Below are 19,568 nucleotides of genomic sequence, written 5' to 3'. Positions count from 1 at the left end.
CTCCTAATGCAGCCCCAGATAGCTGATGGCGGCGGGCGAGAGAATCGCCACGAAAAGAACCGGCAGGAAGAACAGGATCATCGGCACCGTCAGCTTCGGCGGAAGAGAGGCGGCCTTTTTCTCCGCTTCCGCCATCCGCATGTCCCGGTTCTCCTGCGCCAGCACGCGCAGGGATTGCCCGAGGGACGTGCCGTATTTCTCCGCCTGAACGAGACTGGTCACGACGGCCTTGACGCCTTCGAGCCCCGTCCGGTCGCCGAGATTCTCGAAGGCCCTCCGGCGATCCTGAAGATAGGAGAGTTCCGCCGTCGTCAGGCTCAATTCCTCGGCGAGCTCCGGCGACTGCAGGCCGATCTCCTCGGCGACCTTTCGAAAGGAACTGTCGATGCTCATGCCGCACTCGACACAGATCAGAAGAAGGTCGAGAGCATCCGGCCAGGAGCGCCGGATCGCGGCCTGCCGCTTGGTGATCCTGTTCTTGATGTAGAGCTTCGGAGCATAGAATCCGGAGCCGCCGGCCACGGCGACGATCAGGAGCTTCATGGCGAGAGGCTGCTGCACATTCAGGAGCACGAACACGTAGAGAGCCGCCAGCAGCAGCATGCCGATGGGCGCGATGTGCCGGATCGCCAGGAACGCGATGATCGGCCCCCGCCCGCGATACCCGGCCTGCCGGAGCATGAGGGCGAGATCGTCGCTTTCGGCCTGCTTGGAAAGATCGAGACGGTCCACGATCTCCTTGAACAGGCGCTTGGGCTCGTGCCGCAACGAAACCTTGGCATTGCGGTTGTTGAGGCGGCCCCGCTCGCGGATCCTGATCCGCTCCCGTTCGGCTGCGACATGAGCCATTCTCGCACTGAGCTGGTCGCGCTGAAGGTAGGGCCACGACACGAGGATGATGGCGGCGGAGACCGACAGGGCCGCGGAGAGGGCCGTGAGAAACTGCATGTTGCGGGCGATGGCGTCGAAGAACATGTCTCCCCCTCAGAAGTCGAACCGGATCATCTTCCACATGACGAGAACGCCCGTCAGCATCCAGGCGATGCAGGCCGCGAGCAGCACCTTCCCGGCGAAAGCGGTGAACAGAGGCTCGATGTATTTCGGCGACAGGATCGAGAGCAACGTGACCACGATGACGGGCAGCGACCCGATGATCCCGGCCGACGTCTTGGCTTCGGCGCTCATGGCGCGGATCTTCGCTTGCATCTTCTGGCGCTCGCGGAGCACTTTGGAGAGCCCGCCGAGCGCCTCGGACAGGTTGCCGCCGGTGCGGCTCTGCATGGAGATGACGATGGCGAAGAACCTCGCCTCGGCAAGGGGAATGCGCTCCGGCAGTCGCTGCACGGCCTGATCGATGGGAAGTCCGAGCGTCTGATCCTCGACGACCTCGCGGAATTCCTCGCGCACCGGATCCTGGGATTCGACGGAAATGATCCGAAGGCAATCGGCGGCGGGAAGTCCCGATTTGACGCCGCGCACGATCACGTCGATGGCGTTCGGAAACTCCTTGGCGAATTTCCCGAACCGGCGGCTGCGCCGGAAACCGACATAGAGATGAGGCCCGAGGAGACCGACGGCGGCGCCGAAGCCGAGGGGCGGCAAGAGACCGAGATCGGACGAGCTCAGCAGAATGAGGAAGGCGGCGCCTCCTGCAAGACCGCAGCTCGCGTAATAAGTCCGCGTGCTCCAGCTCAGGCCGGCCTGCCGCATCCTGACGAGAAGCGAGGGTCTCGACCTCTTGCTGGATTTCTGCTTGTCCTCGATCTCGCGCAGCGTTTTCTCGATATCCCGGCGCTTGGATTCGTCCGGTCGCGCAGCACGTTTCTTCGTGGCCTCCCCTGCCCCGATCGCAGCCAGGCGCTTCTGCCCCTCGAAATTCCTGTCGAGGCGCGAATAGAAGGTGACCGCGAGAAGGCCGAATACCGAGACCGCGGCGAGGGCCGCGACGAGGATCGGGATCATATCGGGTGACGGCATGGTCCTCTCCCTGCGTCTGGCCTTATGCTGCGGCCCGTTCCGCGGCATCGAGAGCGGCCGCGAGGCGCTGCTCCTCGCCGTAATAGCGGGCGCGGTCCCAGAAATGCGGCCGTCCGATTCCGGCCGCGCGATGCTGCCCGATCACGTTCCCGTTCGCGTCCTCGCCCAGAATGTCGTAGGTCATCAGGTCCTGGGTGATGATGACGTCGCCCTCCATTCCGAGAACTTCGGTGATGTGGGTGATCCGCCTGGAGCCGTCGCGCAGGCGCGCGGCCTGAACGACGACGTCGACGGACGAGGCGATCATTTCGCGGATCGTTCTCGAGGGCAGGGAGAAGCCCCCCATCGTGATCATCGATTCCATGCGCGACAAGGCCTCGCGGGGCGTATTGGCGTGCAGCGTGCCCATCGATCCGTCATGGCCGGTGTTCATCGCCTGCAGCAGGTCGAACGCCTCGGGTCCGCGCACCTCACCGACGATGATCCGCTCGGGCCGCATGCGCAGGCAGTTCCTGATGAGATCGCGCATGGTCACCAGGCCCTCGCCTTCGATATTGGCGGGGCGGGTTTCCAGCCGCACCACATGCGGCTGCTGCAGCTGCAGCTCCGCCGCGTCCTCGCAGGTGATGATGCGCTCCTCGGGCTCGATGTAGCGGGTGAGGCAGTTGAGCAGCGTCGTCTTGCCGGATCCCGTCCCCCCTGAAATGATGGCGTTGCAGCGCACCCGGCCGATGATCCGGAGAATCTCGGCGCCTTCGGGCGTAATCGTCCCGAAGCGCACGAGCTGGTCGAGGGTGAGCTTGTCCTTCTTGAACTTGCGGATCGTCAGCGACGGTCCGTCGATCGCGAGCGGCGATGCGATGACGTTCACGCGGGAGCCGTCCGCCAGGCGGGCGTCGCAGATGGGGCTCGCCTCGTCCACGCGCCGGCCGACCTGGCTGACGATGCGCTGGCACACATGGAGCAGCTGCTGGTTGTCGCGGAAGCGGATCTCCGTCTTCTGAACCTTGCCGCCCACTTCGATATAGACCGTATCGGCCCCGTTCACCATGATGTCGGCGATGTCGTCGCGGGCCAGAAGCGGATCGAGCGGACCGTAGCCCAGCACGTCGTTGCAGATGTCTTGGAGAAGCTCCTCCTGCTCGATGATCGAGATCACGACCTTCTGGGCCGTGATGATGTCGTTGCAGACATCCGCGACCGCCCTGCGGGCCTCCTGCTGCTCCAGCCGGACCAGCTGCGCCACGTCGATCGCTTCGATCAGGGCCGAAAAGATCCGCGCCTTGAGCTGGTAATACTCGTCCGTCTTGCGGCTTGCCGCTTCGGCGACGCGTACGCTCTGCGCTGCGGGGCTCCGCGCCACCTGCGCGCCGGCGCCCAGCCCATCGACTGAAGGCAGCCTGCCCGTCGGCTGACCGTGGCCCGCCGGCTTCTCCCCGGCCATCGACGCGGCCGCGGGATGGGGGCGGAGAACGTCTCCATCTGATGCGCTTCTTCTACCGAACATTCCGGTCCTCGATCACAATGTCTTCACGGCATTTAAGGACGACCATCGGAAACAGGTCCATTCGGCCTGATGGTCTAGAATGCGCGTCGCAGCACTGGCCAAGTGGCCTAGGTCGCACGCTGGGCAGTCGCTTTTCTCCCGTGAAAACGGTGACCGGGCCGATCTCCTGCGGCGTCGGCAATACGCGGCTTCGAAACGAAGACAGCCCCATTGTTCGGGGCGACAAGCTCTCGCGCATGGCACCGATGAGACGCCGTGTGGCTCTGTCCGGTGGCAGATGATCAGTGTTCCGGAACGAGTTCCACGGCATGCACGATGTAGGGAATTTCAGGAAAGATATTGAAGTTCGGCATGATGAGCGGCAGCGCGTATCGTGCGTCGACGCGCGTATAAGTCAATCCGCTGCGAGCGGTATACCCGGGATCGATCTCGACCGTCAGGTATGCCTGCTCGCTTGCTGAGAAGCGGGAGCTGATGCTGCCGATGATGGAATCATCCGAAGCCCCCATTTGAATCAATCTCGTCGCAGTGCCGACTGCACTTGTGAGCCTGTGGTAAGTGAGCAGAACGCGACCGAGTTCGAAGGTTCCAAGAGTGGTCATCATGAGAACGAGACCGATGATCGCAAACTCTATCGAGACGCTCCCACGATCGCTCCGCAGCGACCGACATAGTGGCCGAAGCAGCGCTCTCATCGGACCACGACCTGTCTATGCAGTTCGATGTCGGACATTGCCCGCACCGCGAAATCCGGGCTTATTCGAATGAGCGCCTGCATGAAGTCATACGCAATCGGCTCCCGGTAATCGGCAATGAGGAAATATCTCACGACCGCGGGTCTCCGACCTTCACACGGGAGAAGGCAGCCGAGGTCTGTTTCATCGCCAGGACAGAAACAATTCCTCCCGCCCTGTACATGAAGAACGCCGGGTATGTTGCCCTCCTCGGTATTGACGGCAGTATACCCCTTCGATCGTGCAATATCTTCGAGCCGCTGAATGAACGCGTCATTGCCAGGGTCGGTCATCGCGTAGGCGGCTCCGGCGCGCAGAATCTGGTCCATCTTGATGTAATTGTTGATTTGGACCCCGAACAGTCCGAGGGACAGTAACCCGGCCGCGAGCAGCGGGCTGAAAAGAGCGAACTCGATGACCGAGGCTCCCTCCTGGCGACCGAGGAGGAGCGTGAACCGCCGAGCGGTGCATCGCGTCCGGCGCCGTGCTCCGGTCAGCACTCCCTGCAGAATCGTGGCCGAGTTCTTCACTGTGAGATATCCAGACATATCGGGCTCCTCCCCGTTCAGGATTTTCGCTTCATGCCGTCGAGCAGCGCTCGAAGATTGGGGAAGCCCGCCCTGCGCTTCGCAGGCTCCTTCCGGCCTGCGATAGCGGCCGCGATATCGGCGAAGCTCTGCGCCGCCGCCGATTTCGGCGCGCTGTCCGCAATCATTCGTCCGTTGTTGGCGGCCGTTCCGAAAAGCGCCGCATCGAACGGAACGCTGGCGAGCGGTTCGATCCCGAGAGGACGGGCGAACTCGCTGGGCTTGATCTCGGGCCGCTTCGTCATGCCGACCTGGTTCAGCACGAGCCAGGGTGGAGCATCATGCGGTCGCGCCTGCTTCAGGAAGTCGACCAGGCCTTTCGCATTGCGCAGATTCGCGAGATCCGGCGCCGCCGTGATGACGACCTCATCGGCGGCGACGAGAGCATTGCGGGCCCATGACGTCCAAAGATGCGGAATGTCGAGGATCGTGAAGGGCACGTTCGCTTGCGCGATCTCCAGCAAGCCGGCGAATGCGTCCGCATCGAGATCATAAGGAGTTTCGAGCGTCCCGGGAGACGCCAGAAGGCTGAAATGATCGTCGCATTTGGTCAGGAGCCGGTCGAGCAGAACCTCGTCGAGGCGGCTCGAATCCTGAATGGCCTCGGCAATCCCCTGATGCGTATCGACATTGAGATTGAGGCCCGCGGTGCCGAAGGGCAGATCGAGATCGGCCAGGATGACATCGGAGCCCAGGCGGCGGGCGAGGCTCCAGCCGACATTGTGCGCCACGGTCGAGGACCCGACGCCGCCCTTCGTGCCCACGAAGGCATAGATCTGCCCAAGTTTTCCCGACGATGCGTCCCGATAGATCCCCGAAACCGTCGCGACCAGAGATATGGCATCGACCGGCGCGATCACGTATTCGCTGACCCCGCGCCGCAATAATTCCCGGTAGAAGCCGATCTCGTTCGAATATCCAATGACCAGAACCTTGGTTCCCGGATCGCAGAGTTCGGCGAGCTCCTCGAGCTCCGCCAGAACCACGTCGTTCGGCGCCTTTCGCTCGACCACGAGAAGATTGGGAGCGGAATTGTGCCGGTAGAATTCCACTGCGGCCTTGATCCCGCCTGCGAAGATATCCGTCCTCGCGCGGGACATGATCCTGTCGGCGGAGGCTTTCTCCAGAACCGAGAGGACATCGTGGCTCTCGCAGAAGGCATGGATCGTGATCCGGGGAACGGGCGCGATGCCGCGCGGCTGCCGAACGGTCTCTTCCTGAACGGCTTCATTCTGCTGAAATGGCCGATAGGATAACGGTTCGACCGCCTCGGGAGCGACGGCGATCCCGCTCTGTCTTCGGTGCACATGATGGGTCGGAGCGCCGTCGCCGCCGTATGATGCAGGCACGACACGATCTGGAAGCGCACTCGGTGGATCCACTGTTCGGAGCGGTTCAGTCGCGTCGAAGGCCGATATCACCGAGGACGTCCGCATTTCGATCGTGCTCATTACTGGACCCTCACCTTTTCATTCTTCTCGCCGAGGAAAACCTGGATGGAGGTGACGTTCGCACGCCTTACGGCAGGGGTGTCGTCACCGTCCGTCGCGGACCGGAGGGCAAGGAAGAGCGTCCCCGTCGCCTGCGCGGCCGCGATCGTCTCGGCCTGATCCGCGTTGAGCTCCAGCGTTGCCGTCTTTCCGATGACCGCCGCGTTGCTCTTTGCGTCTTCCGCCTTCTGATCGATTGCGAGGATGCGGATATTCGTCAGGATCGTCTTGCCGAGATTCTCCGTGTCGCCCTTCTGGCCGATCTGCGTTGGAGTGTGAATCACGTCGACCCGGTCGTTGGGCAGGATGAAACCGCCCGCCGCGCTTTCGGCCGAGACACGGATGGCGACGGCGCGCTTGCCCGCCGGCAGCATGGACGCGAGGATTCCGGACGCGGAACGCGAGAATTTGTCTTCGAGGATAGGCTCTCCGGAGACGATCCTCCCTCGGACCATCTGCCCCTTGAACGATGCCGGCGCATCGGGCTTGGCCGCGCGCGTGAGGTAAGCGGCGCTCACCGCGTCCTTCGGCCATGCCTGCCATCGCAGATCCTTTTCGCCGACGACCTGTCCGGGAGAAAGATCGGCGGAGGCCACGAGGATCTCCGTCGTGTTCATCGGAGCGGCCTTGGCGACCTCCGTCTGCGCGGGCTTTGAGGCCGTCAGAAGCCAGGCGCAGGCGCCGCCGGCACTGAGCGCGACAGTCAGGATGATGATGCGGAGCATGTGGAAACCCTCATTGGCTTGGGTGCGATGATGCCGGGGTTGCTCGTTAAAATACGCCGGTCATCCACGGTGTTTGCGGCAGGATCAGAAGCGCACCCGCCGCGATGGCGACTCCATAGGGAATGCCTTTCTCGAAGGAATGCAGCCTTGCGACCCATGAAATTTCTACGAGGAACGCCGGCAGCGGCATCGCGCGAAACGTGAGAATGCCAAGCGTCAGAAGTCCACCTAGAATTGTCGTGCTTATGAGGTATGCGGGCGTTTGATCGGCGCCGAGCCAGAGGGCAATGACGGCCATGAGCTTCGCGTCGCCGCCGCCGATCCAGCCTAAGCTGAAGAACAGGAAGAGCCCCACCATGACGCCGAGCGCCACCAGGAGGCTGAGCGCGATCGCGCCGTAGTTGAAGCCGGCAAGCGGCGCGAGGGCTGCATAGGCGGCGAAGAGGAAGATCACGATTTCGTTGCGGATCTTCATCGTCTTGAGATCCATAATCCCGGCCCATATGGCGGCTGCTGCAAGGCAGGTGCTGCCGATGAACGCTACTGACGTCGAGATAATCATGACGGCCTCTTCAGGCATGGCTGGCGTCGCTTCAATCAGACGGGCGGAATGAAACGGAGGGATTTTCCCTCCGCTTCAGAAGCCTGCTTTGACTAGTGAATGTTGCTCAGCGCGGCATCGATGGCATTAAATACTGCCAACAGTTTTGGGCCGATGAGCACCAGCGCCGGCACGATCACGACAGAGATAAGACCGGCAAGCAGGCCATACTCTATGGCGGTGGCGCCGGATTCGTCCTTGGCGAAGCGAGCGAGAAGAGACTTCATGGTTTTATTCCCCAACCTGGTTAATCGGTACGCTGCCGATGGGCAGTGTTCTTTGCAGATCCGAGGTTGGACACTCCGTCATCCCCGGCCTGGCAGGTTCGATTAAAGGATGCGGACTTTGATGAGTCTATTCGGCTTGATGGTTTAGGCTTTTTCGATGCGGGGTCTCGGCCGAACGGCCTATGCCGGAGGTTCTATTCTCATCGGGAAAGAACGCCGGACGAGCAATGCCACTCGGCGATGCGTGCAAAAATGATCGTCTGCCGGACGGCATATTCACCCGCAAATTTCAGCGGCATCGTCATGGCGCACAAGGCTGCGCGCAGAGTCTATCCCTGCCGTGCCTGAGCGAGAGCGTCGCGCAGCATCTGCAGGTTGTTGCCGATCGTCGGATTCGACGGATCGATCTCCTGCGCTTTCAGAAACTGACCATGCGCCTTCGCCAGCTCGCCGCGAAGCATGTAGGAATATCCCATGCCGTTGTAGTACTCGGCCCTGTGGCCCAGATACCGCCCCGCCTCGCGATAGGCGCGGTCGGCGAGATCGAAGCGGCGCACCTGATCGTAGGATGCCGCAAGACCAAGCCACGCTTCGCCGTTCTGCGGCGTGAGTTCGACGGCCCTTTCATAGTAGCGGGCGGCGTGGCCGAAATTGCCCTGCGCGAACTGCGCCTTTGCAACCTGGAGAACCTGATTGTCGGGATAGGGCTCGACCTCGTCGGGCAGTTCGATGGGCGTGAGCGGATTCCCGAAACTCGAGGTGATGTCGACGCCGTTGCAGGCCGTCAGAAGCAGCAAGAGTAGCGCGGTCACGTGCAATGCTGGGTTGCGTGTCGAGTTCGTCATCGTCGTTCTTCGGCTTTCATCGGCTCGTGCGAATCTCAGACGTCGCGCAAGACCATCATCGGATTGGTTCGCATCGGACTGATTCGTGATATTATTACGATGTATCGTCGCATCGGCAAAGGGGCAAAACTCGCTTTGGCGGTGGTGTGCGGTGCCGCGAAGATCCGTGGTCCGCAACGTCTTCGCGGCTCGTCTCCGGTTTAACCGGCCATTTACTATAGCACGTTATCACGTTTCTATTCTGTCACAGCAGCAGGCGAAAATTCCCATTTCCCCGGCGGCTGCCGACAGGCGCAACAGCGTGCAGATCGGAAATGGAGCGCACCTCTCAGGTGCCTCCCATGAAGAGCCTGCCGCAGGCACGGGGCATACCTCATGGAACCGATATCCGGCATGCAAACACGACATCGTCCTCCACCGCGCAGCAGACCGGGCAGGCTCAGAACCTTGCTGGCGTTTGGCGCCCTCATGGTCCTGAACGGCGGCGCGGTGCCGCTCGCGCGATCGGAGGAACGTCACCTTCGGTTCGAAGCCGGAGGGGCGGAAGACATCCGCGTCGCGCAGGGTAAATTCGTGAACGTCGCCACGGGAGTGAATATCAGCCGCATGGTGGTCGGCGATCCCCGGATCGCGACGGCCGTTCCACTGACCGATACGGCCTTCTATGTCCTCGGCAAGTCGGAAGGGCGCACCAACGTGGCGGTCTACGGCGCGAAGGAGACCCTTCTCGGCCTCATCGATGTCGAGGTCGGCCCCGACCTGCCGGACCTGCAGCAGACGATCCGGGAGGCCGTTCCCCAGGCCAAGGTCAGGGTGGAGACGGTCAATGGACGTACGCGCCTGAGCGGAGCGGTTCCCGACGGGATCGCCCAGCGCAAGGTCCTCGAAATCGCCGAGCAATACAGCACCTCCCCGGTGATCAATGCCCTGACCGTAACCGGGGGCCAGCAGGTGCTGCTCGAGGTCCGCGTCGTCGAAGCGAACCGCAATGCCGGGAGAGAGCTCGGGATCAGCTGGCTTCATGGAGGAAAGCCCGGCAGCGGGGTCAACTTCGTCACCAACGCGACCCGCGACAAGGAGGGAGCCATCATCGCCGCGCCGTTGCTCAGCGGCAGCTCTCCCTTCGGGGCGCTGATCGCCAATGTTCTGGCTGGCGGCTTCAGCGCCGACATCCTCGTACAGGCCCTCGAGGAGAAGGGGCTCGGGCGCCGGCTGGCGGAGCCGAACCTCACGGCCCTGTCCGGCGAAAGGGCGAGCTTCCTGGCCGGCGGCGAAATCCCGATCCCGATCGCCGACAACGACGGCAAGCTCACGGTCCAGTTCAAGGAATACGGTGTTCGTCTCAACTTCACGCCCACCGTGCTCGACAACGGCACCATCAACCTGAAGCTCGAACCGGAGGTGAGCCAGATCGACGAGAACACCGTGATCCGCACGGGATCCATCGCCATTCCGTCCTTCATCACCCGCCGGGCCAGCACGACCATCGAGGTGCGCGACGGACAGAGCTTCGCCATGGCGGGCCTGCTTCAGAGCCTTCACCTCAAAAGCCAGGAACAGCTGCCCTGGCTCGGACAGGTGCCCGTGCTCGGCGTTCTGTTCAGGTCTTCGTCCTTCCAGGAGCAGGAGACCGATCTGGTCATCATCGTGACGCCCCATCTGGTCCGCCCCGCGAAACCGGGACAGCCCCTGCGCACGCCGCTCGATTCCGCAAAACCCAGCAACGATGCGGAGTTCTTCCTGCTCGGCAACCTGGAAGTCAGCGGCGACATGCGCCGCCGCTTCGTCGAGGGAACGGGCATCGTCGGACCCTACGGGCATATCGTCAACCTGAAGCCGGAGCAGAGCAATGCCCCCAAGAAAATCGTCAAGCGCTAAGCCATCCCTCGTCGCCTGCGCGGCGCTTCTGCCGGTGCTCGCTCTCGGCGCATGCGCCGATTACGTAAAGCGCAGCGACACGGTCACGGCCTCGGCCGGTGACGCCCTGGCCTTCGACAAGGTCGTGCATATCGACGATCCCTGGCCTCCGAACTCGGGCAACACCCGCATCACCGGAAACGGCCAGCGCGTCGACAAAGTGACGAAGCGTTATCTCAGCGGCGGTGGCGGCGGCGGTCCCTCCGGGGCCTCGATCACCCTCGCGCCGCAGGTGCCGGCGTCGCCCGATCAGACGGCGTCGCGCGCCGCGCAATAGATCCCGCACAGGAAAAGCGCCGACGGCGCCCTCCCGAGCCTAGAGCCTTTTCCATGAATTTCGGTTCATGGAAAAGGCTCCTGTTGTTTGAGAAAGACGCCTTTTCTTCGCAAAACCGGCATCCACTTTTGCGGAAAAGGCTCTAGCCGTCACGCCCGCGGCCCGTATGATACGGTGTTTAATCGGGATCTCTCATGCGGGGCGGGGTGGCGATAGGCGTTTGGGCCGTCATTGCGACGGGGTTCGGGGCGATGCAGGTTTCCGCATCGCCTCATCCGGGTCGGGCCGCATTCCCCGGCTGCGCGGGCGAGACGCGGCAGGACCGCCTCGCGGACATCACGCCCGAAGGAGAGCTGCTGCTCGAAGGGCTGGGGCTGGCCCGTCTCCCGGGCATACGGCTCCCCGACGACGGGCTCCAGAGGGGCGAGGCCCTGGACTGGCTCAGGGCCCGAATCGGCCAGCCCCTCGTCGTCACCGTTCAGGGCGGCCGGGACCGCTGGAACCGCCTTCCCTTGCGCGCGCGTCTCGGGGAGCCGCAGCCCCTCGACCTGGGCCATGGCCTTGTCGAAGCAGGCCTCGCCCTTGTCGATCCAGGGGCCGATTCCGTCTTCTGTCAGACCGAACTTCTCGCTTTCGAGGAAACGGCGCGTGAACGACGCCTTGGTCTTTGGGCCGATGACCGCTATAACCCCGTTCCTGTAGGCCAAGCTGAGCTCTTGAGAGAGCGAGTCGGCCGTTTCGTCATCATCGAGGGGCGGGTTCGCAGCGTCGGCGAGCGCAAGCAGAGAACCTATTTGAATTTCGGGGGGCACTGGGCAGAAGACTTCACGATCATCATTCCTCGGAAAGCCTGGATCCGGATGGCGGAGCGGGGCATTTCGGCGGCTTCGCTGAAAGGCAGACCCCTCCGGGCCCGAGGCATTTTGCAGTCTTGGCAAGGCACCGCCCTTGCCATTGATCTACCGGAGATGATCGAGCGCCTTGAAGACCGCCGTCTTCAAGGGGACGAGGAAGAAGATCGACGCTTGGCCCGATGAGCAAGCATGCAGGATAGACGTCACAGAGGTAAGATCCGGATCGCTGCCGGCCTGATGCTCGCGGGCCTGGTGTCGGGCTGCTCGAGCTTTGGCGGAAACGGCGCCCTGCCGGCCAATGCGCCGCGGGTGCTCGGACCGGACCGCGACCGCGACCATATCCGCCTCGTGTCGGCCTTCGGCGGCGAGGGCCGCGCGCCCCAGCTCCAGCGTCTTCTGACGGACGCGGTGAACCGGCTCGTCATGGCGACCGACCGGCCTGACGAGTCCTATCAGGTCACCATCCTCAATTCGCCCGTGGTGAACGCCTTCGCCCTGCCGAACGGACGGCTCTATGTCACGCGCGGGCTGCTCGCCCTGGCGAACGACACGTCGGAGGTGGCGGCCGTGCTCTCGCACGAGATCGCCCATGTCACGCTCCGCCACGCCTCTCAGCGCAGCGAGCTGCAGGCCCGTTCGGAGCTGATCGAGCGCGTGGCGGAAAACGTCCTGAACAATTCCCAGGAATTGGCCGTGGTGCAGGACCAGGCCCGTTCGACGCTTGCCAGCTTCTCCCGGTCGCAGGAGCTCGAGGCCGATCAGACCGGGATCACCGTTCTCACCCGGGCGGGCTTCGACCCCTATGGCGCACCCCGGTTCCTCACGGCCCTCGGCCGCTCGGCGAGCAGCAGCGGCAATACGGGCCCGGACCGGGTCGCCTCCCATCCCAGCACCGCCGCGCGCGTCGCGAAGGCCCTCCAGGCCGCCCGGCGCGCCGGACCTCCTGGCATGGGCGAGACCGGACGGCTCGAATACCTGACGGCCCTCGACGGGCTGTCCTATGGGGACGACCCGAGCGACGGCGTCGTGAAGGGCCGCCGCTTCATCCATGCCCGCCTCGGCGTCGCCTTCGAGGCGCCGCCGGGCTTCACCCTGGAGAATACCTCCCAGGCCGTTCTCGGCTCCTCGAGCGACGGCGAGCGCCGCCTGCTCTTCGATGCGGCGGACACGCCGGCCGGGCAGAGCCTGGAAGAGGTTCTGCGCTCCACCTGGACCGACACCATCGAGACGGGCAGCCTGGTCACGACCACCCTCAACGACCTCCCCGTCGTGACGGCCCTCTCCAACGGCAAGGAATGGACCTTCCGGCTTTCGGCCATTCGCATCGGCAACACGACCTACCGCCTCATCATGGCGGCCCGCAGCGGCGGCCCGGATCTGGAAGACATGTTCCAGCGGACCCTCGGCAGCATACGCCAGGTGCAGCCGGAGGAAGCCCGCCGCATCCGGCCGCTCAAGCTCCAGATCGTGACGGCTCAGCGCGGCGACACGGCCCAGTCGCTTGCCGCCCGCATGCCCGTCGACAAGGCGCTCGACCGCTTCCTGCTCCTCAATGGGCTCGACCGCGGCGGCCCCTTGAGGATCGGCGAGCGCTACAAGCTCATCGTCGAATAATCTTTATCTCAACCTGAGAGCTGCTTCCCCTAGGGAAGCAGCTCTTTGTCGTGCAGGGCCGCATGTCGTAGCCTGCATCCGGAACCCGTTCCGCGAGAGTGGCTCTTGAAATGCAGTCAGGCGGGCCGGAGGCCGGCCCGCCTGACTGGGGGTTCTCTAAGGGTCTCGACTTCCTTAGACGAAAGCGCCCGAGGCCTGAGGATACTTGTCCATCAGGGCCCGCTTGAGCTTCTCCAGGGCACGGTTCTCGATCTGACGGACGCGCTCCTTGGAAATTCCGAGGCGGTCGCCCAGGAATTCAAGGGTCACCTGCTCGTCGTCGAGGCGGCGCGCCCGAAGGATGCGCAGCTCGCGTTCATTGAGCACTTCGAGCGCCTGCTTGAGCCAGCGCACCCGGCGCTCGGTGTCGATCACGTCGCTCACGCTCTCATCCGGCAGCGGGCTCGTATCGACGAGGAATTCCATGCGTTCCGCCGAATTCGACGGGTCCGCATCGAGAACCGGCGCGTTGAGGGACGTATCGGGGGCCGAAAGGCGGGCGTCCATGAGGGCCACATCGGCCTTGGAGACGCCAATGGCCTCGGCGATCTTCTCGTGCACGTCCGACGAAATGCGCTCCTCGCCGCCACGGGTCAGGCGGGCGCGCAACCGGCGCAGATTGAAGAAGAGAGCCTTCTGGGCGGAACTTGTTCCGCCACGGACGATTGACCAGTTGCGAAGGATATAGTCCTGCACCGAAGCGCGGATCCACCACGTCGCGTAAGTCGAGAAACGGACCTCCCGTTCGGGCTCGAACCGGGCGGCAGCCTCGAGAAGGCCCACATGCCCCTCTTGGACGAGATCCGCCATCGGCAGGCCATAATGGCGGAAACGGGCCGCCAGAGCGATGACGAGGCGCATATGCGCGGCCGTCAGTTGGTGAAGAGCGGTTTCGTCGCGGTTCTCCTTCCAGCGCACGGCGAGAGCATGCTCCTCTTCCCTTTCGAGAAAAGGCGCGTTCATTGCAGCGCGAACGAAACGACGACGAACGCCTGAGATTTCTCCCATTGTGTCCTCCCTTGGCAGAGACACAACGGTCGAGGCGGGAAAAAGTTCACCCCCAACAGCCAAGTTTTGCGAAATAGATTCCCTTCCTGCGAAAACAAGGGTTCGCGGCCAATAAAAAAGCCTGGCGCAAAGCCAGGCTTTCCAAAGCAGTCACAATAAAATCGGGCCGTTCGATCAGGCCGCTTCTTCCTGCATGTCCTCACCCTCGCCCTCGGCATCCGCCTCGGCGCCCTTGGCGCGGCGCGGCGACTTGGCGAGGCTCTGCTCGATGAGCTTGAGGGCTTCGGTGTCGGTGATCTTGTTCACGGCGGCGATTTCACGCACGACCCGGTCGAGGGCGGATTCGTAGAGCTGACGCTCGCTATAGGACTGTTCCGGCTGCGCCTCGGACCGGTACAGGTCGCGCACGACCTCGGTGACGGAGAGAAGGTCGCCGGAATTGATCTTCGCCTCGTATTCCTGGGCGCGGCGCGACCACATGGTGCGCTTCACGCGGGCACGACCCGTCAGAACGTCCAGCGCCTTTTGAACCACGGCCGGCTCGGCGAGCTTGCGCATCCCGACGCTCGCGGCTTTCGCGGTCGGAACCCGCAGGACCATCTTGTCCTTGTCGAAGGAGACCACGTAAAGCTCCAGCTTGAAGCCGGCGATTTCCTGCTCTTCGATGGCCGTGATGCGGCCCACGCCGTGAGCGGGGTAAACGATGGCTTCACCGGATTTGAAACCCAGGCGCTGGGCGGACTTCTTAGCGGTTGTCATGCGAGAGAGGCCTCCTTGCATGGCTCCCGGCCTGACCGGCACGAGAGCGGTGGTTCCCCTGGGCAGGGACCCAGGGAAACAGGAATGAGCTGAGCAAGAACGGAACTTGACTATTCCGTCCGACTCCCTGATGTAAGCCAGCAGCTAGAACACGCTCACCCTGGACCCAAGGAAGGGGATTATCTTCCTCCGGTCAGGTTTCGTGCATCATTGCTTCAGTGTGTGAACCGACGACCTGCTGGGACGGTGCACGGCTTGAGCGCAAGCGACGGCATTCGCAGACCCTATCACAGTCTGGCCCAAAAAGCAAAAATATTTCAAAGCGTAGCGTCAGGAAGCTCGCCTTATGTCCGGGCTTCGGACCTGCCGCATCGGCAGATTCGCCCGGGACAAGCACGGATTGCCGAACCGCGAGGAGAGTGGACCTCCCCGGCAGGCCGGTCCGTCAATCGCCTTCGCCGGGATTGGGCGAGAAATACTGCTCGAACTTGCCGGCCACGCCGTCGAATTCCTTGGCGTCGGCCGGAGGATCCTTCTTCTGCGTGATGTTGGGCCAGCTCTTGGCCATATCGGCATTGAGCTTCAGCCATTGCTCGAGACCGGGTTCCGCATCCGGCTTGATCGCCTCCGCAGGGCATTCCGGTTCGCAGACGCCGCAATCGATGCACTCGTCCGGATGAATGACGAGCATGTTGTCGCCCTCGTAGAAACAATCCACCGGGCAAACCTCGACGCAGTCCATGTATTTGCACTTGATGCAATTTTCAGTGACGACGTAGGTCATGAACGGTCCTTCGAGGGTCAATTCCAAACATAGCGCGAGGCTGCCGCCGCTCTAGCTCTTGTCGCCTTCGCTGACAAGCACTCCGTCGCCCTCGTTGAGGTCGGCGTAGAGCTGCCTTGCTTCCGGCGCAGGCCCGCGGCGCTCGCCGAGGCCTTCGACCCGCACCACCAGGGTCGTGCGGGCCAGAGCGATGGTGACCACGTCACCAATGGATAACGCCTTGGCGGCGCTGTCGATGCGCTGGCCGTTGACCCGGACGAAGCCGCTCGTCACGAGCTTGGCGGCGAGCGTCCGGGTTTTGGCGAAACGTGCGAACCAGAGCCACTTATCAAGCCGCTGCCGGTCCTCACGCATGGGCCGATCTCACTTCTTCCCGTCTTCGAGCTGAGCCTTGAGGGCCATGAGCTTGGCGAACGGCGAATTCGGATCGGGCTGCTTCTCGCGGCGCTCCTGGCCCCCGTCGCGGCGGTTCTCGCCGCGCTTGTCGGGGCGCGGACCGCGGCGGTCGTCGGGCCGAGGTCCCCGCGGCGGACGGTTCTGCGGACGCCCGCCCTCCGGATGTCCACCCTCCCCTTGGGCCTCCCGGCGCGGACGCTCGCCCTTGCCTTCGCCGAGACGCGGGCGACGGTCGCCACGCTCACCACGTTCGCCACGATTGCCGCGGGCCTCGCGGCCCTGGCGGGCCTGCCCGCCTTCGTGGTGACGGCGGTGCTGACGCCAGACCTCGATCATCTCGGGTTCGGCCGGAGCCTGAGCCGGTTCCTCCGCGGCCTCTTCGGCCGGAGCCATCGCCTGTCCTTCGGGCGAAGCCACGGCCTCGGCGGCGCTGGCCTCCATAGCCTCGACCTTAACGGACGCGTCGGGTGCCTCCACGGCCACGGCGCCGGCCTCCTCGGCCACGGGCAGCGCTTCAGCGGGCGCTTCGACCGTGGTCTCGGCCGTCGTCTCGGCAGGCGCTTCGGCAGACGCTTCGGGAGACGTTTCGGGAGACGCTTCGGGAGACGCTTCGGCGGACACCTCGGCAGGCGCGGCCTCGATCGCGGCAGGTTGCGGCACCGCGGCCAGCGGCACGGTGATGGCCGGGCCGGGACGACGTTCCATCGCATAGCCGAGCGACTTCAGGATCGTGGCGAAATCCTCGCCGGCGCAGCCGACCAGGGAGGTCATGGCCACGGTCGGCACGAAGCCCTCTCCGTCGGCGGCGCCTGCCGGCGGCTCGCCGGGCGTGATGCCGGGACGATAGGCGATCGCCGGACGAATCAGGTCCGCCAGGCGCTCGAGGATGTCGACGCGCACGGCGCGGCCGCCGCAGACCCGGAACCCCGCGGCGCGGTAGAGGCCCGGCGCGATCTCCGGGTCGACCGGGATCGACGTGCGGCCCGACTGGGCGAGATGGGCGATCTCGTCGATCCCCTTCTGGTCCAGGCCGCCGTTCTGGAGCGCCCAGAGCTGCGTCGCGAGAACGCGGGGCGCAGGCTTCAGGAGGGCCGGCAGATAGAGATGATAGGCCCCGAAGCGGATGCCCGCCTTGCGCAGGGCCGCGCGGGCGTCCTGGTCGAGGCTGCGCACCTCGTTGAGAACCTTGGCGCGCTCCAGCACGCCGAGCGCCTCGCCGACCTGGAAGGCGATGCCCCGGGCGATCCCGTTCAGCTCGGCATTGGTCTCGAGATCCATCACCGGACCGAGCAGGCGCACCACATAGGCCTTGAGCCAGGCGCGCAGGCGGCTGTCCACCTTGTCGCGGGCGGGGCCGGTGAGATGCTCGTCCGACAGGATCCGAACCCGCGGCTCGAACAGCTTGTCGCCGGTCTCCAGCTTGGCCACGGGATCGCCCATCCAGCGGATCGTGCCGTCATTGGACAGCACCAGGGTGGTGTCGGGCGCCTCGGCGAACCGATCGGCCCGCGCCTCGATTTCGCCGGCCAGGGCCTTGCTGGCAGCATTGCGCAGGGTCTTGGCCTCCGTGGAATCGGCCTGGGGATCAGGCACGAAATGGAAGCCATGCAGATGGCCGATATGTTGCCCCTCGACGGTGACGTCGCCGGTGGTCGTGATTTCCGCTTCGAGCATCGTGTTCTCTCTCAAGCGCCGCATGAGAACGCTCGTCCGCCGGTCGATGAATCTTTGGGCGAGACGTTCATGAAGCGCATCCGATAGCTTGTCCTCTACCTGACGCGCAACACCCTGCCAATGCTCCGGATCCTTCAACCAGTCGGGACGGTTAGCGACGAAAGACCAAGTTCGCACCTGGGCGATGCGGTTGGACAGGGTGTCGATATCGCCATCCGTACGGTCGGAAGCCGACAAATGACGGGCGAACCAGTCTGCTGGAACCGCCCCCTCCTTCATGAGGAAACGGTAGAGCTGGCCAACCAGATCCGCATGGGTCTGGGGCGAAACTTTTCGATAATCGGGCACCTGGCAGATCTGCCAGAGGCGCTCGACGGCATATTTCGTGCGGGCGAAGACCTGGATGTCGTCGTCCCGGGCCAGCAATTCGAGGGCCGCCAGGTCCTCTCCCATCGGGGCGCGCACGAGGCCGTGCTCCCGCGGCTGCCGGCTCAGGGAGTCCCGCAGGCGCCCGAGGGTCGAGAAATCGAGGTCAGGGTTGCGCCATTGCAGGATCCGGACCGGATCGAAGGTATGATTCTCCAGGGCCTCAACCGTTTCCGCATCGAAAGGCGGGCAGCGGCCCGTGGACCCGAAGGTGCCGTCGCGCATGTGGCGGCCGGCGCGGCCCGCGATCTGGGCGAGCTCCGGGTTGTAGAGCTTGCGGAAGCGGAAGCCGTCGAACTTCTTGTCGGACGCGAAGGCCACATGGTCCACGTCGAGGTTGAGGCCCATGCCGATGGCGTCCGTAGCGATCAGGTAATCCACGTCGCCGTTCTGGTAGAGCTCGACCTGCGCGTTGCGGGTGCGGGGCGAGAGCGCGCCCAGGACCACCGCGGCGCCGCCGCTCTGGCGCCGGATCAGCTCCGCGATGCCGTAGACCTCCTCGGCCGAGAAGGCCACGATGGCGGAGCGGCGGGGCAGGCGCGAGACCTTCTTCTCGCCCGCGAAGGTGAGCTGCGAGAGGCGCGGGCGCGTGACCACATGGACGCCGGGGATCAGCGCCTCGATGAGCGGGCGCATGGTCGAGGAGCCGATCAGCATCGTCTCCTCCCGGCCGCGCTGGTTCAGGAGCCGGTCGGTGAACACATGGCCGCGGTCGAGGTCGGCCGCGAGCTGGATCTCGTCGATCGCCACGAAGGCCGCGTCGATGTCGCGGGGCATGGCCTCCACGGTGGAGATCCAGTATCGGGGCTGATCGGGCTTGATCTTCTCCTCGCCCGTGATGAGGGCGACGTTATGCGGTCCGGCCTTCTCGACGACCCGGCCGTAGACCTCGCGCGCGAGCAGGCGCAGCGGCAGGCCGATCATGCCGCTGTCGTGCCCGAGCATGCGCTCGATGGCGAGATGGGTCTTGCCGGTATTGGTGGGGCCGAGCACGGCGGTGACGCCGCGCGCACGCACCTGCGGAGGAAGGGAACGACGAACCATGCCTGGATGCGGGGTAATGTCGGATACGATCCCGGGTGAGAGGGACGAGACGCTCCCGCATCGGGGGATGCAGGCAGCCTTCT

General features: G+C 64.2%; 19 protein-coding genes. 4 read left to right on the top strand and 15 right to left on the bottom strand.

The annotated features are described in order from the left end of the window. Positions 1-3 precede the first annotated feature (3 nt). From RE429_RS02730 to RE429_RS02685, 10 genes are all read right to left on the bottom strand, one after another. Positions 4-975, bottom strand: a complete 972-nt coding sequence (locus RE429_RS02730) for a type II secretion system F family protein (RefSeq protein WP_414472850.1) — start codon at positions 973-975, stop codon at positions 4-6. A 9-nt stretch (positions 976-984) separates the two neighbouring features. Then, positions 985-1,977, bottom strand: a complete 993-nt coding sequence (locus RE429_RS02725) for a type II secretion system F family protein (RefSeq protein WP_414472849.1) — start codon at positions 1,975-1,977, stop codon at positions 985-987. Between the two features lie 22 nt (positions 1,978-1,999). Then, the gene (locus RE429_RS02720; RefSeq protein ID WP_414472848.1) at positions 2,000-3,484 is read right to left on the bottom strand and encodes a CpaF family protein; all 1,485 of its coding nucleotides are present in this window, start codon (positions 3,482-3,484) and stop codon (positions 2,000-2,002) included. Positions 3,485-3,765: 281 nt separating this feature from the next. Continuing rightward, positions 3,766-4,089, bottom strand: coding sequence for a hypothetical protein (locus RE429_RS02715; protein WP_414472847.1), 324 nt, complete (start codon positions 4,087-4,089; stop codon positions 3,766-3,768). Positions 4,090-4,175: 86 nt separating this feature from the next. Beyond that, positions 4,176-4,766: a hypothetical protein gene (locus tag RE429_RS02710; protein WP_414472846.1), complete on the bottom strand. Its 591-nt coding sequence runs from the start codon at positions 4,764-4,766 to the stop codon at positions 4,176-4,178. Between the two features lie 17 nt (positions 4,767-4,783). After that, a complete protein-coding gene (locus RE429_RS02705; protein ID WP_414472845.1) occupies positions 4,784-6,154 on the bottom strand; it encodes an AAA family ATPase in 1,371 nt (456 codons plus the stop codon). A gap of 101 nt (positions 6,155-6,255) precedes the next feature. Next, the gene (gene cpaB / locus RE429_RS02700; RefSeq protein WP_414472844.1) at positions 6,256-7,020 is read right to left on the bottom strand and encodes a Flp pilus assembly protein CpaB; all 765 of its coding nucleotides are present in this window, start codon (positions 7,018-7,020) and stop codon (positions 6,256-6,258) included. Between the two features lie 46 nt (positions 7,021-7,066). Then, complete coding sequence (locus RE429_RS02695) at positions 7,067-7,582, bottom strand: prepilin peptidase (RefSeq protein WP_414472843.1); 516 nt, start codon at positions 7,580-7,582, stop codon at positions 7,067-7,069. Between the two features lie 92 nt (positions 7,583-7,674). Beyond that, complete coding sequence (locus RE429_RS02690) at positions 7,675-7,848, bottom strand: Flp family type IVb pilin (protein ID WP_414472842.1); 174 nt, start codon at positions 7,846-7,848, stop codon at positions 7,675-7,677. 329 nt (positions 7,849-8,177) lie between these two features. After that, positions 8,178-8,693, bottom strand: a complete 516-nt coding sequence (locus RE429_RS02685) for a tetratricopeptide repeat protein (protein WP_414472841.1) — start codon at positions 8,691-8,693, stop codon at positions 8,178-8,180. A 447-nt stretch (positions 8,694-9,140) separates the two neighbouring features. Between RE429_RS02685 and RE429_RS02680 the strand changes: the two genes are divergently transcribed. The 4 genes from RE429_RS02680 (at position 9,141) to RE429_RS02665 (ending at position 13,355) form a co-directional block, all read left to right on the top strand. Then, positions 9,141-10,571 carry a type II and III secretion system protein family protein gene (locus tag RE429_RS02680; protein WP_414472840.1) on the top strand — a complete coding sequence of 477 codons (1,431 nt, stop codon included), beginning with the start codon at positions 9,141-9,143 and terminating at the stop codon, positions 10,569-10,571. Next, positions 10,543-10,887, top strand: a complete 345-nt coding sequence (locus RE429_RS02675; protein ID WP_414472839.1) for a hypothetical protein — start codon at positions 10,543-10,545, stop codon at positions 10,885-10,887. Before RE429_RS02680 ends, RE429_RS02675 begins: the two co-directional genes overlap by 29 nt. Positions 10,888-11,093: 206 nt before the next feature. Beyond that, the gene (locus RE429_RS02670; RefSeq protein WP_414472838.1) at positions 11,094-11,924 is read left to right on the top strand and encodes a thermonuclease family protein; all 831 of its coding nucleotides are present in this window, start codon (positions 11,094-11,096) and stop codon (positions 11,922-11,924) included. Between the two features lie 6 nt (positions 11,925-11,930). After that, positions 11,931-13,355: a M48 family metalloprotease gene (locus tag RE429_RS02665; RefSeq protein ID WP_414472837.1), complete on the top strand. Its 1,425-nt coding sequence runs from the start codon at positions 11,931-11,933 to the stop codon at positions 13,353-13,355. Between the two features lie 174 nt (positions 13,356-13,529). On the opposite strand, the gene RE429_RS02660 is transcribed toward RE429_RS02665, so the two are convergent. The 5 genes from RE429_RS02660 to RE429_RS02640 all read right to left on the bottom strand — a co-directional run bounded on the left by RE429_RS02660 (position 13,530) and on the right by RE429_RS02640 (position 19,485). Then, entirely contained in the window at positions 13,530-14,402 is an 873-nt protein-coding gene (locus RE429_RS02660; RefSeq protein WP_370435886.1) for an RNA polymerase factor sigma-32, read from the bottom strand. 174 nt (positions 14,403-14,576) lie between these two features. Then, positions 14,577-15,161, bottom strand: a complete 585-nt coding sequence (locus RE429_RS02655; protein ID WP_414472836.1) for a CarD family transcriptional regulator — start codon at positions 15,159-15,161, stop codon at positions 14,577-14,579. 445 nt (positions 15,162-15,606) lie between these two features. Next, positions 15,607-15,945 (bottom strand): ferredoxin FdxA, encoded by a 339-nt coding sequence (fdxA, locus tag RE429_RS02650; protein WP_414472835.1) that lies wholly within the window; start codon positions 15,943-15,945, stop codon positions 15,607-15,609. A 51-nt stretch (positions 15,946-15,996) separates the two neighbouring features. Next, complete coding sequence (locus RE429_RS02645; protein ID WP_414472834.1) at positions 15,997-16,299, bottom strand: RNA-binding S4 domain-containing protein; 303 nt, start codon at positions 16,297-16,299, stop codon at positions 15,997-15,999. Positions 16,300-16,308: 9 nt separating this feature from the next. Continuing rightward, positions 16,309-19,485 carry a helicase-related protein gene (locus RE429_RS02640; RefSeq protein WP_414472833.1) on the bottom strand — a complete coding sequence of 1,059 codons (3,177 nt, stop codon included), beginning with the start codon at positions 19,483-19,485 and terminating at the stop codon, positions 16,309-16,311. Positions 19,486-19,568: the final 83 nt, after the last annotated feature.

This window comes from Microvirga sp. M2, assembly GCF_047497095.1.
Classification (GTDB): domain Bacteria; phylum Pseudomonadota; class Alphaproteobacteria; order Rhizobiales; family Beijerinckiaceae; genus Microvirga.
Note: the sequence above shows the minus strand (reverse complement) of the source record. Positions and strands in the feature narration are given on the sequence as shown.

Excerpts from the sequence above, each read along its gene's own strand:
- RE429_RS02730 (WP_414472850.1), bottom strand. The coding sequence starts at position 975 with ATGTTCTTCGACGCCATCGCCCGCAACATGCAGTTTCTCACGGCCCTC.
- RE429_RS02725 (WP_414472849.1), bottom strand. The coding sequence starts at position 1,977 with ATGCCGTCACCCGATATGATCCCGATCCTCGTCGCGGCCCTCGCCGCG.
- RE429_RS02720 (WP_414472848.1), bottom strand. The coding sequence starts at position 3,484 with ATGTTCGGTAGAAGAAGCGCATCAGATGGAGACGTTCTCCGCCCCCAT.
- RE429_RS02715 (WP_414472847.1), bottom strand. The coding sequence starts at position 4,089 with ATGATGACCACTCTTGGAACCTTCGAACTCGGTCGCGTTCTGCTCACT.
- RE429_RS02710 (WP_414472846.1), bottom strand. The coding sequence starts at position 4,766 with ATGTCTGGATATCTCACAGTGAAGAACTCGGCCACGATTCTGCAGGGA.
- cpaB (WP_414472844.1), bottom strand. The coding sequence starts at position 7,020 with ATGCTCCGCATCATCATCCTGACTGTCGCGCTCAGTGCCGGCGGCGCC.
- RE429_RS02695 (WP_414472843.1), bottom strand. The coding sequence starts at position 7,582 with ATGATTATCTCGACGTCAGTAGCGTTCATCGGCAGCACCTGCCTTGCA.
- RE429_RS02690 (WP_414472842.1), bottom strand. The coding sequence starts at position 7,848 with ATGAAGTCTCTTCTCGCTCGCTTCGCCAAGGACGAATCCGGCGCCACC.
- RE429_RS02685 (WP_414472841.1), bottom strand. The coding sequence starts at position 8,693 with ATGACGAACTCGACACGCAACCCAGCATTGCACGTGACCGCGCTACTC.
- RE429_RS02675 (WP_414472839.1), top strand. The coding sequence starts at position 10,543 with ATGCCCCCAAGAAAATCGTCAAGCGCTAAGCCATCCCTCGTCGCCTGC.
- RE429_RS02665 (WP_414472837.1), top strand. The coding sequence starts at position 11,931 with ATGCAGGATAGACGTCACAGAGGTAAGATCCGGATCGCTGCCGGCCTG.
- RE429_RS02660 (WP_370435886.1), bottom strand. The coding sequence starts at position 14,402 with ATGGGAGAAATCTCAGGCGTTCGTCGTCGTTTCGTTCGCGCTGCAATG.
- RE429_RS02655 (WP_414472836.1), bottom strand. The coding sequence starts at position 15,161 with ATGACAACCGCTAAGAAGTCCGCCCAGCGCCTGGGTTTCAAATCCGGT.
- fdxA (WP_414472835.1), bottom strand. The coding sequence starts at position 15,945 with ATGACCTACGTCGTCACTGAAAATTGCATCAAGTGCAAATACATGGAC.
- RE429_RS02645 (WP_414472834.1), bottom strand. The coding sequence starts at position 16,299 with ATGCGTGAGGACCGGCAGCGGCTTGATAAGTGGCTCTGGTTCGCACGT.
- RE429_RS02640 (WP_414472833.1), bottom strand. The coding sequence starts at position 19,485 with ATGGTTCGTCGTTCCCTTCCTCCGCAGGTGCGTGCGCGCGGCGTCACC.